The organism is Streptomyces sioyaensis, from assembly GCF_004122735.1.
GTDB lineage: Bacteria > Actinomycetota > Actinomycetes > Streptomycetales > Streptomycetaceae > Streptomyces > Streptomyces sioyaensis.
Genome location: NZ_SDIF01000161.1, coordinates 1 through 11,302 on the forward strand (window position 1 = coordinate 1; position 11,302 = coordinate 11,302).

At 74.6% G+C, this 11,302-nt stretch carries 6 protein-coding genes; 2 read left to right on the plus strand and 4 right to left on the minus strand.

Going from position 1 to position 11,302, the window contains the following annotated elements; genetic code table 11:
• Positions 1–111 precede the first annotated feature (111 nt).
• Both lhgO and EST54_RS30960 read right to left on the minus strand, forming a co-directional pair.
• Positions 112–1,323 (minus strand): L-2-hydroxyglutarate oxidase, encoded by a 1,212-nt coding sequence (gene lhgO / locus EST54_RS30955; protein WP_129251018.1) that lies wholly within the window; start codon positions 1,321–1,323, stop codon positions 112–114.
• A gap of 234 nt (positions 1,324–1,557) precedes the next feature.
• A complete protein-coding gene (locus EST54_RS30960; RefSeq protein WP_018092687.1) occupies positions 1,558–3,006 on the minus strand; it encodes a hypothetical protein in 1,449 nt (482 codons plus the stop codon).
• Between the two features lie 801 nt (positions 3,007–3,807).
• Here EST54_RS30960 and EST54_RS30965 point away from each other — a divergent pair.
• The gene (locus EST54_RS30965; RefSeq protein ID WP_129251019.1) at positions 3,808–5,892 is read left to right on the plus strand and encodes an asparagine synthase-related protein; all 2,085 of its coding nucleotides are present in this window, start codon (positions 3,808–3,810) and stop codon (positions 5,890–5,892) included.
• A gap of 86 nt (positions 5,893–5,978) precedes the next feature.
• On the opposite strand, the gene EST54_RS30970 is transcribed toward EST54_RS30965, so the two are convergent.
• Both EST54_RS30970 and EST54_RS30975 read right to left on the minus strand, forming a co-directional pair.
• Complete coding sequence (locus EST54_RS30970) at positions 5,979–7,976, minus strand: sigma-70 family RNA polymerase sigma factor (RefSeq protein WP_167511633.1); 1,998 nt, start codon at positions 7,974–7,976, stop codon at positions 5,979–5,981.
• A 331-nt stretch (positions 7,977–8,307) separates the two neighbouring features.
• Positions 8,308–9,189: a TetR/AcrR family transcriptional regulator gene (locus EST54_RS30975; RefSeq protein WP_129251020.1), complete on the minus strand. Its 882-nt coding sequence runs from the start codon at positions 9,187–9,189 to the stop codon at positions 8,308–8,310.
• 444 nt (positions 9,190–9,633) lie between these two features.
• Between EST54_RS30975 and EST54_RS30980 the strand changes: the two genes are divergently transcribed.
• Positions 9,634–11,013, plus strand: a complete 1,380-nt coding sequence (locus EST54_RS30980; protein ID WP_129251022.1) for an NAD(P)/FAD-dependent oxidoreductase — start codon at positions 9,634–9,636, stop codon at positions 11,011–11,013.
• Positions 11,014–11,302 lie beyond the last annotated feature (289 nt).

An 11,302-nucleotide genomic window follows, 5' to 3' on the forward strand; every position in this document is an offset into this window, starting at 1 on the left:
GACGAGGACGGGGCGGGGCGGGCGCACCCACGACGGGACGGGTGCGGAGGACCGTGGGGAGGGGAGCGGACGGCCGCGGGGCGGTGGCCCGAGCCCTCCTCCGTGCTGCCGTCAGGCCGTCAGTGCTCCGAGCACCCGTCGTGCCACCTCCCGGCCGATGGGGAGGGAAGCCGTGGCGGCGGGGGAGGGGGCGTTGAGGACATGGATCATGCCGGGTGATTCGGCGAAGAGGAAGTCGTCGACGAGGGTGCCGTCGGGGAGGACGGCCTGGGCGCGGACGCCGGCCGGGGCCGGGCGCAGATCTTCCTCGCGGGCGGCCGGGAGCAGGCGGCGGACCGCGTCGGCGAAGGCGCGCCGGGACAGGGAGCGGTGCAGTTCGCCGGCGCCGTAGCGCCAGTGGCGGCGGGCTATCCGCCAGGAGCCGGGATAGGAGAGGGTGCCGGCCAGCTCGGTGGGGCGGACCGTGCGCCAGTCGTAGCCCTCGCGGGCCAGGGCGGGGACGGCGTTCGGGCCGATGTGGACGGCGCCGTCGGTGCCGCGGGTCAGATGGACGCCGAGGAACGGGAAGGCCGGATCGGGAACCGGGTAGACCAGGCCCTTCACGAGGGCGGCGCGCTCCGGGGCGAGGGTGAAGTACTCACCGCGGAATGGGACGATCCGCATGCCCGGGGCGTCGCCGGCCAGCCGGGCGATCCGGTCGCAGTGCAGACCGGCGCAGTTGACCAGGGCGCGGGCGCGGTGCACCGTGCCGTCGGCCGTACGGACCGCCACCCGGCCGGGGCGGCGGCCGATGGTCGTCACCTCGGTGCCGTAGACGATCCGGGCGCCGGCGTCCTCGGCGAGCCGGGCGAACCGGCGGGCGACCGCGCCGAAATCGCAGATGCCGGTCGTGCCGACACGGATGGCGGCCAGGCCGCGGACCTCGGGCTCGTACTCGGCTATCTGGGCGGGGCCCAGCTCACGCACCGGCAGGCCGTGTTCGCGGCCGCGCTGGATCAGGCCGTGCAGCCGCGGAAGCTCGCTGCGGTCGGTGGCGACGATCAGCTTGCCGGTGACCTCGTGCGGAATGTCGTGCTCGGTGCAGAACTTCACCATTTCCGCCGAGCCCTGGAGGGCGTAGCGGGCCTTGAGCGAGCCGGGTGGATAGTAGACGCCGCTGTGGATGACGCCGCTGTTGCGCCCGGTCTGATGGCGGGCCGGACCGGACTCCTTCTCCAGGACCACGACGCGTATGCCGGGGGCGGCACGCGTGAGCGCATAGGCCGTAGAGAGTCCGACGATGCCGGCACCGATCACCAGCACATCGCAGTCGTACGCCGCCACTGCACCTCCCCAACCGCATGACCGCAGGCCCGCCCGTCGCCGCGGACCCGCGCATCGTCACCGACGACGTATCCCATCATGACGGCCGGCACTGACAATGCCGATCGGGCGGTCCCGGCCCGGACGGCTTCGACCGGACCCCGGAGGCCCGGCGCGCTGCCCCGCCGCGCCCGCCCGCCCGCGCCCGAGGAACAGCCCCAGCCGGCAGCCCCGCCCCCTCAGCCGCCCCGCCCCCTAAGCCGGCGCCGCCAGCAGTGGTCTCGCCCGCTCGCGCAGCTCCACCACCCGGGGCTCGTCGCCGTACGGCTCCAGGCGGTGCAGCAGGTCGCGGACGTATTCGGTGGTGCGGGCGGAGGAGATCCGGCCCGCCACCTCGACCGCGCGGGTGCCCGCCGCGCAGGCCGCGTCCAGATTGCCGGACTCCAGTTCGGCGACCGCGGACACCACCAGGCGCAGCCCGTGGGAGCGGACGAATTCCTCGGTGGGGCGGGACAGCGCCTGCTCCGTGAAGCGGCGCACCTGGCGGGGCAGCCGCAGATCGCGATAGCACTCGGCGGCATCGGCCGCGAAGCGTTCGTACGAGTAGAAGTCCAGCCACGACGGGTCGGGGTCGCCGCCGCGGGAGCGCTCCAGCCAGCCCTCGGAGGCCTTCAGCGCCACCTCACAGGCGCGCGCCTCGCCGGCCTTGGCCTGCGCCCGCGCCTCCACCAGCCGGAAGAAGCTCATGGTGCGGGCCGTGGCCAGGCCGCGGTTGCGTTCCAGGGCGGCCTGGGCGAGGTCGACGCCCTCGTCGGCGAAGCCGCGGTAGGTCGCCTGGAGGGACATCGAGGCGAGGACATAGCCGCCCAGGGGGACGTCGGCTGCCGCACGGGCGAGCCGCAGCGCCTGGATGTAGTAGCGCTGGGCGGCCTCCTGCTGGCCCGTGTCGAAGGCCATCCACCCCGCGAGCCGGGTGAGTTCGGAGGTCGCCCCGAAGAGCGCCCGGCCCACCTCGTCGCTGTACGAGGCGAGGAGCAGCGGTGCCGCGTCCACTCGCAGGCACTCCGGCACCATGGAGGAACGCCAGTCCCCGCCGCCGTACTTGGAGTCCCAGCGGCGCGCGTCCTCGGCCGCCTCGCGCAGCTTGCTGACGTCGCTGTGCCCGACGTGCTGCGGGATCCCGGCGTCGCCGGCCGCCGCGGCGTCCTTGTCGCGCGCCTCGGCCGCCTCCCGCGCCACCGAACTGTCGGCCGGGGATATCAGCCAGCGCGAGGCGGGGGTGGCGTACGCGCTGACGGCGAAGGATCCGGCCAGGCTCTGCCAGATGCCGCCACCGCCGGCCCGCCGTCCGGCCAGATCGAGACGGTACAACTCGGTCGCGGAGCGCACCGCGGCGCCCACGTCACGGGGAAACGCCAGGCCCACCTCGGGCGCCGGGTCCGCGTCGGCCAGCCCGATCTCGTGCAGCGGCACCGGTCGGCCCAGCTTGCTGCCGATCGCGGACGCGATCAGATGGGGCGCGGCGCCCTGCGGCACCATGCCCTTGGAGACCCACCGCGCCACCGACGTCTTGTCATAACGAAGCGTCAGTCCGCGCTGCGCACCGAGGTCGTTGACCCGGCGGGCGAGTCCGGCATTGCTGATACCCGCGAGGGCGAGAACAGTGCCGAGCTTTTCGTTCGGCCCGCGTATATCCCTGGACATGCGCACCCCTCGACACAGCGACGGCCGCCCCGGTACCCCGGGGCATGCGTCCACCCAGAGTAGTTCGCCGGATCCTGACCGTTAAGAGCCGGTGTCCCGGATGGCGAGATTCATGTTCAAACAGGGGTGCGGGAATTGGCATGTGCTCCGGGTACGTGTGCCCGTGCGCCCGTCCGTGCGCGCTGGCCGGGCGTCGCGGGGAGCGCTTCCATGTCTTCTGCGTGGGTCGGCCCGCTGCACTGGATCCAGTGGGCTGGGGGATACCGTCACCTCATTCCCCGCGGGTGACGGTCCGGTCCGGGGGGCGCAGCCCGCCTCCCGGACCGTCGCACAGGCCGGCCGTCCGGCCGGCCGGGGTACCGGTTGACACCACGCCCGAATGTGTCAACTGGGCTGTACGGAACGGACTTTGGCCGAAAGTCCACGGGTGGTGATTTCGCGCCGCCGCAGATTCGGGGGTCGCCCCGGGGGCCACACGGGGGGCCTCCCGGGGCCGCGGCCGCACCGCGCACCCGCGGGCGTCCGCCGACCGGTCCGGGGGCCGTCCCGCCGACGCCGTCCGCCTCGTCCGCTCCGCCGCGCGCGGCGCGCCCACGGTGGGCCGGTGCCGCCCCGGGAGCCCGCCGGCGGCCTCCCGGGAGCCGCGCGCCGCGAACCGCCCGTATACAGGCCTGCCTCAACACCTCCCCTGCGCCGCTGTCATGGCAGCATGGTCGGCACAACAGCCCGGCGGTGGCCGGGCCATCCGCTGTACGGGGCGGCCGTTGGCCCCGGCGGACGGGGAATCGGGCGGAGGCGGCAATGCGCTGGTTGGTGGGGTGGAGCAGTGCCGCCACGGGGCCGGTGCCGGGTGAGGAGGGCCGCGCGGTCCTTCCCGTGGGCGCCCAACTGCTGTGGGGCGACCCCGATCCCCTCTGGGCGGTCGGCGACTGGCGGCCGGACGAGGTCCGGGTCGTCCAGGCGGACCCCGAGACCCGGCTCGCGGTCTTCGGTGCCTGCGGAGCCACCGACGACCAGCTGCGGGTGGGGCTGTTCGCGGCGCGTGGGGGCGCGCTGCGCCATCTCACCGCCTGGCCCGGCAGTTACACCGCCGTCGTCCAGATAGGGCGGCGGATCACCGTCACCGGTGACCTGGCGGGCGCCCGCCCCGTCTTTCACACCCGCTGGGCCGGCGGCACCGCTTATGCCACCGCCGCCCTGCCCCTCGCCGACCTCGTCGAGGCCACGCTCGACATCGGCCATCTGGCGGCGCTGCTGGCCTGCCCGGACGTCCCCGAGGCGCTGGGCGACGGCACGCCGTACGAAGGGGTCCGCCGGATCCCGCCCGGCCACGCCCTGGTGCTGCGCGGCGGCGCCAGCGACATCACCTCCTTCGAGCCGACCGTCTCGCTCGCCGTCGCGGCGCCCCCGCTCGCCCCGGAACAGGCCGTGGACGGCGTCCGCGACGCCCTGGTCGAAGCCGTCCGCGCGCGGCTGGCCGGGCCCCGGCACGTCCCCGACCCGGACGGTCCCGACGGCCTCGACCCCGGCCCGGTGCCGGGCATGGGGCCCGCGGAGCGGCGCGCGGCACGCGGTGCACCGGCCCCCGGCATCGGCGCCGACCTCTCCGGAGGCAGCGCCTCCGGAACCCTCGCCCTGCTGGCCGCCGGGCTCCCCGGCCGGCCCGGACGGCTGGGTGGCCACGGCGAACGCCTCCTGGCCGTCACCTTCAACGACCGTGCCACCAACGGCGGGGCGGACTCCCGCGAAGCCGAGTTGGAGCGCGCCCGCACCCTTGCCGACAATCCGCGGCTGCACCATGTCGTCGTCGCGGCCGGCGAAGAGGCCCTCCCGTATGCGGACCTCGAAAGCGGCCCGCTCACGGACGAGCCGGGCCCCTCCCTCATCACCGCGAGCCGCCATCGCCGACGGCTGCTGGCCGGCAGCGCGGACCACTTCGTCGGGCACGGCGCCCGCCAGGTCCTCGACGCCCATCCGGCCCGGCTCGCCGACCTCCTCCTGGACCGCCGCCGGCGCCATCTGCTGCGCCCGGTCACCGCGCTGGCCAAGGCCGACGGCTCCACCGCGCAGTCCGTCCTCGTCCCGTTCACCGTCTACCGCGCCGCCCGCAGGCTCGCCCGTACCCCGTACGCCGCCGGTATCGCCGACACGGCACGCCGCCTCCTGGAGCGGCAGTTCGCCGACGAGCCGGTGGCCGGCGGGGCCGTGGACGCCTCGCTGGCGGCGCTCGCCTGGTGCCGCCCGGGACCCGCGGCGCGCTGGCTGACGGGGGAGGCGCTGGCAGAAGTATCGGTTCGGCTGGGCGAGGCGGTGCACCGCGCGCCCGGCGTGAGCCGCCCCGGGGAGCGCCGCGCCCGTGCCGCGCTGGCCCGCCAGGCGGCGGACCACCGCGTCTTCGAGCAGGCGGCCGAGGTCCGCAGCCAGCGGCTGCACGCCCCCTTCCTCGACAACCAGGTGGTGCTCGCCTGCCGCGCCCTGCCGGACACCCTGCGGGTGCAGCCGGGCGCGCGGGCCACCGTGCTGCGCTCCGTGTTGGCCGGGGCCGGCGTACGGGATCTCCCGTCCGGCTGGGGCGCCGCCTCGCACCTCACCCATGCGGCAGAGGTACGCACCGGGCTGCGCGGCGCCATAGGGGAGCTGGTGCGGCTCTTCGACGCGCCGCTGCTGGCCGATGCGGGGCTGGTGGAGGCGCGGGTGGTCCGCAAGGCGCTGCGGGACGCGGCGGAGGGCGCGGCACTGCCCATGGACGGGCTGGCCGAGCTGGTCTCCACGGAACTGTGGCTGCGGCGGCTGGTGACCCGGCGGGGGACGTGCTGGACGGGGGCGGGGGCGCCGCGCCAGAAGGCGGTCGCGGGCGGGGTGGTTCCCCGGGCGCGACTGTCCTGAGCCGGGGCGCAGTCGTTCCCGGCCGACCCCGGCTCAGCAGCCGTTGCCGGCACCGGATCCCGGCGGCCGGGAGGCGGCACGCCCGCTCAACGACAGCTGATCGTCGACTGCGCCCAGTCCCCGAGCGCCACCGCACCGGGCCCCGCCGGCTCGGTCACCAGCTGCAGCGTGTGGTGGCCCGCCAGCGGGAGATGCACCGGAACCCCGGCCTCCGTACGGCGCACCGCCGGCGAACGCCACAGCCGTACCCCGTCCGCGTAGACCGAGAAGCGCAGTGCCCCCGGCCCCATGCTCAGATCGTCGACGCCCACGACGGCGTCGTACGCGGTGCACGAGCGGTTGAGGTCGATGGTCACCGCGGACAGCGCGGGCACGCTCACCCCGTGCGCATACGTCGTGCCGCCGACCGCCGGCGCCCGCCGCGGCCACAGCCAGCCGCTCCCGCTGCGCACCTCCGGCTTGCTGCCGTCGCCCATGAAGTCATGGGCCAGTTGGTTGAGTTGATAGGTCGTCAGCGAGGGGAGCGGCGGTTTCGGGGCCGGCTTCGACGGGGTGCCACCGGGGGCCGGCCGCGTGGGACCGGGGTCCGCCGGGGGCGAGGGCCGGGCCGGGGCGGGCGACGGCTTCTGTGGTTCCGGGGTCGAGGAGGACGGTGCCGGCTGCTGCTTGTGCGTCGGCTGCTGAGAGTGCGGCGAGGGCGGCTTCGGGGCGGCAGCGGCCCCGGTCGGCCGCCCCGGGTGTCCGGTCGGCCGCTCCGGGTGTGACGGCGCGGGCGCCGGCTCCCGCGGCGCGGCCGGGACCGGCCGGGCGGACCGGGCCTGCGGTTCCGCCGCGCGGTGCGGCAAACCGGTCAGCGACAGCGCGAGCACGGTGCCCGCCACCGCCGCCGCCCCGACCCCGAGACCGACCGTCAGCGAGGTACTCAGCCCGTTGCCCGCGGCGGCACCGCCGGCGGCGCCCGGACCTCCTGACGCCCCCGACCCGCCCCCGGCGAGTCCGGCCGCGGTCGCCGCTCCCGCCCCCGCGGCCCCTGCCACGGCCGTCTTGACGGCGTACCCGGCGGCCAGCCAGCCGATGACCGCGACCGGCAGCAGCGCGCCGATCCGCTGATTGACGTCCTCGACCTCCAGCGCGGCCAGCCGGCACCGGGCGCATTCCGCCAGATGTCGGCGCAGCCCCCGCTCGGCCCGCATCCGCAGCCCGCCGCGGGCGTACGCACCGAGCCGGTCGGCGTACCGGGCGCAGTCGCCGCCGGCGGTCAGCGACTGGCTGACGTGCGCCTGCAGATAGGCCTGCTTGAGGCCCTCCCGGGCGCGGTGCGCCAATACGGCGGTGGCGTTCGCGGTCAGCCCGAGCAGCGGGGCGACCTCGCTCGGTGACTCGTCCTCGACCGTGGTGTGCCACAGCACCGTCTGATAGCGCTCCGGGAGGCTGCGGAAGGCCTGGACGGCCAGCGAGCGCTCGGCCTCCTGCATGGCGCGCACCTCCGCGCCCGGGTCCAGGGTCTTCTCCTCCCCCGGCGAGCCGGCCGCGGACATCGCGAACACCGCGAAGTCCTCGACCAGTTGCTCCCGGCGGGCGGTCTTCGCCCAGGACGCGGCGACCCGGCGCAGGGTCGTCAGCAGATAGGCCCGCACCGCCGAATCCGGACCCGCACCGCCGCGCACCGCCTGCAGCGTGCGGGCGAACACCTCGCCGGTCAGATCCTCCGCGGTGTCCGCGTCCCGGCAGCAACCGCGGGCATAGCCCCGGACCGCGGGGGCGTGCCTGCGGTACAACTCCTCGTACGCACTGTCGTCACCGGCTCGCAGATCGGCGAGCAACTGGGCGTCGGAGGGCGGAAGTTCACCGCCCTCGCGGCCGGATTCCGGTCCCTTACGGTCGTCGCGGCGCCGTTGCCGCGGTACGACGTGCGCCGCGCTCGTGGAGCCGTCGGCGCGAGGTGTCCGCCCGGCCCTCTCCCCGGCCGGGGGAGCCGTTCCCCCCGGCCCGCTCGGGCCGGGGACCTGCCCGGACGGCGCCTCCTCGTGCGCGCCCACCCCGGCTCCGCCGTCGTGCCGCTCGTCCCGCCCGTCCACGCCCATTGCCGAGGCTCCCCAAGCCGCCGTGCCACCCGTATCCCGCTATACCGCGCAAGCGTGCCACATCGCGCCCCTGTCGTTGAGGGCTCCGACCGCTTGCATTCCTCCGGGGCGCCAGGGCGGACGACCGCACGGGCGTTCACCCGTACGGGTCATCGTGCGCAGACGGACCACACCACGCGCGGATCCCGTACGGACCCTCTCTCGCGCACCCCGCAGGCGCCCCGAAGGGCGCGGACACGGGGCCGTCGCGGTCCCTGCACCGTTCCGCGGCCGGGCGCCGTCCGGCGGGGCTCTGCGATCGGGCCCCACCGGACGGCGCCGGCCGCGGAACTCACCGCTCCTGGCGCGAGCGCAGCCCCTCCAGCAGGATCTCCAGCAGCCGCGCGGAGGCGGCCTGCTGGTGGCTGGGGTCGGGCAGCGCCGGCGCACCCGTGGCGATGACTAAGAGGACATCCGCGACCGTCACATCGGCGCGCAGCTCCCCGGCCGCCTTGGCGCGCTCCACCAGCCGCCCGACGACCTCCAGCAGCGCATCGGCGCCGGTCGTCTCCGCCACCGCGGCCGCTTCGTCCTCCGGGGCCTCGCGCGGGCCGGCCGCCCGGGGATCGACGGGTACCCCGTCACTCCCGGGCGCCACCCGCTGCAGCGGCACCCGCGCCTCGCTCAGGCCGTCCGGCAGCCGCGGCTCGTCCGCGCCGTGCACCACCGGATGTGCGGGCCGGCCCGTGTCCGCGTCCACCCGCAGGATGCCCGGGGGCAGCAGCCGTCCGGCCCCCGAGGCGACCGAGGTCCGCAGAAAGCGCGAGAGCGCCGACCACGGATCGTCCTCCTGGCCCAGCGCCGTACGCGCCTGGTCGGTCAGCCGTGCGGTCTCCTCTTCCGCTATCCGGCGGACGAGTACGTCCTTGCTGGGGAACCGGCGGTACACCGTGCCGACTCCCACGCGGGCCCGTCGGGCCACGTCCTCCATGGGCGCGCCGTACCCCAGCTCGCCGAACACCTCGCGGGCGGCCCGCAGTACGTGTTCCAGATTGCGCTGTGCGTCCACCCGCAGCGGTGTGCTCCGGGCGCCTGTCCCTGCAGCGGCCCGGTGGGTCACGCCGGTGCCGTTGCCGTTCTCATTGGTTCTGCCGTGTGCGCCACTGCTCCCGGCGCCGTCCGTGGCATGGGCCATCGCGACGGTGGTCGGCCATTGAGAGCCCTGAGTGTGCATAGTGATCCCCCGGTAATGACGTCTCCCCCCGGAGACTCCCCGCCCTGACAGTCAGGGCGTACCGATGACAGGGTGCACCCCAACGAGATACGAACATAGTTGAGCTGGGGTCAAGAATGAAGGGGGAGTTCCGCACAATGCACCCCCGATCGGCCCAAGGGGCCTGAACCGCCCGGATTTCGCCCCCGCTTCCCCGCCGTCACGTACCCCCTGACCAGCGCACCTCTCCGCACGCGCGCGGAATGAGCCGTTCCGTCCACAAGGTCGCGCCCGGTCACGCATTTCGCCGGGCCTGTGGACAAAGGCGCTCCGGCGATGCGTCATGGAACAGTGCTGTGCCTTTCCGGGGGTGCAGCTCCCGATGGTGGAGCGCTGCCGGCCGGCCTCCGCGGTCGGTGCCGCCCCGGGCCTGGTCGACACCGCGAGGAGAACCCTGTGAAGGCTGTGTCTTCGAACAACGTGACGCGCATTCTCGTTGTCGGCGGTGGCTATGTGGGGATGTACACCGCCCTGCGGCTGCAACGGAAGCTGAAGCAGGAGCTGCAACAGGGCACCGTCGAGGTCATCGTGATCGACCCGGACCCCTACATGACATATCAGCCATTCCTGCCGGAGGCCGCGGCCGGTTCGATCTCCCCGCGCCATGTCGTCGTACCGCTGCGCCGGGTGCTGTCGCAGTGCACGGTCGTCATCGGCGAGGTCACCGCCATCGACCACAGCGACCGCCGGGCCACCATCACCACCCTGGCCGCGGAGGAGACCGGCAACGGCGCCATCGAGGTGGCCTACGACGAACTCGTCCTCGCGCCCGGCTCGGTCTCGCGCACGCTTCCCGTCCCGGGCCTGGCCGAGGTCGGCATCGGCTTCAAGACCGTGGAAGAGGCAATCGGCCTGCGCAACCACGTCCTCGGCCAGCTCGACATCGCCTCCTCCACCCGCGACCCCGCGGTCCGCGACGCCGCGCTGACCTTCGTCTTCGTCGGCGGCGGCTACGCGGGCGTGGAGGCGCTGGCCGAATTGGAGGACATGGCCCGCTACGCCGTCCGCTACTACCACAACATCAAGCCCGAGGACATGAAATGGATCTTGGTCGAGGCCAGCGGCCGCATCCTCCCCGAAGTGGGCCCGGAAATGGGCCGTTACGCCGTACGTGAGCTGCGCGCCCGCAACATCGACGTCCGGCTGGAGACCCGGCTGGAGTCCTGCGAGAAGCGGATCGCCGTCCTCAGCGACGGCTCCCGCTTCCCGACCAGGACCCTGGTGTGGACCGCGGGCGTCAAACCGCACCCGATCCTGGCCGCGACCAAACTGCCGCTGGCCGCCCACGGCCGTCTCCAGTGCACCCCCGCGCTCCAGGTGGACGGCGTCGAACATGCCTGGTCCGCCGGGGACGCGGCCGCGGTCCCGGACCTGACGGCCGAGCCGCCCGCCGAGCCCGGTGCGCCCCGCCCGGTGTGCGCGCCCAATGCTCAGCACGCCCTCCGCCAGGCCAAGGTGCTCGCCGAGAACATCGCCTCGGCGGTGCGCGGCGGCCCGATCGTGGACTACCAGCACAAATACGCCGGATCGGTGGCCTCGCTCGGCCTGCACAAGGGCGTCGCGCACATCTACGGGCGCAAGCTGAAGGGCTACCCGGCGTGGTTCATGCACCGCGCCTATCACCTCAGCCGGGTGCCGACCTTCAACCGCAAGGCCCGGGTGCTCGCCGAATGGACCCTCGCGGGCCTGTTCAAGCGCGAGATCGTCTCGCTCGGCTCGCTGGAGAACCCGCGCGCCGAATTCGAACTCGCCGCCGGCACGGGCCGGCACAACGAGGCCAGTTGACGCGCCGTACGCCCACACGAGTTGATCTGCCGTCTTCCCTGGGACGACCGGATGCCACGGAGTACGGAACTCCACAGGGGCGCCCGGGAGCCTGACGGAAGTCCGTCCGGTCGGCCACACTGGACGTGTGACCATGGGTGGGCTCGTATCTGCAAAGAGTGACAATCACGAGGATTCTGGACGTTTGCTGCATTCCGCAAAAGGGCGCCGAGAGTGCCCCCAGCCGACCCTCCCCCGGCCCCCGGCCGGGGGAGGGTCGGCTGGGGGCACTCTCGGCGCCCTTTTGCGG

Excerpts from the sequence above, each read along its gene's own strand:
- EST54_RS30960 (WP_018092687.1), bottom strand. The coding sequence starts at position 3,006 with ATGTCCAGGGATATACGCGGGCCGAACGAAAAGCTCGGCACTGTTCTC.
- EST54_RS30965 (WP_129251019.1), top strand. The coding sequence starts at position 3,808 with ATGCGCTGGTTGGTGGGGTGGAGCAGTGCCGCCACGGGGCCGGTGCCG.
- EST54_RS30970 (WP_167511633.1), bottom strand. The coding sequence starts at position 7,976 with ATGGGCGTGGACGGGCGGGACGAGCGGCACGACGGCGGAGCCGGGGTG.
- EST54_RS30975 (WP_129251020.1), bottom strand. The coding sequence starts at position 9,189 with ATGCACACTCAGGGCTCTCAATGGCCGACCACCGTCGCGATGGCCCAT.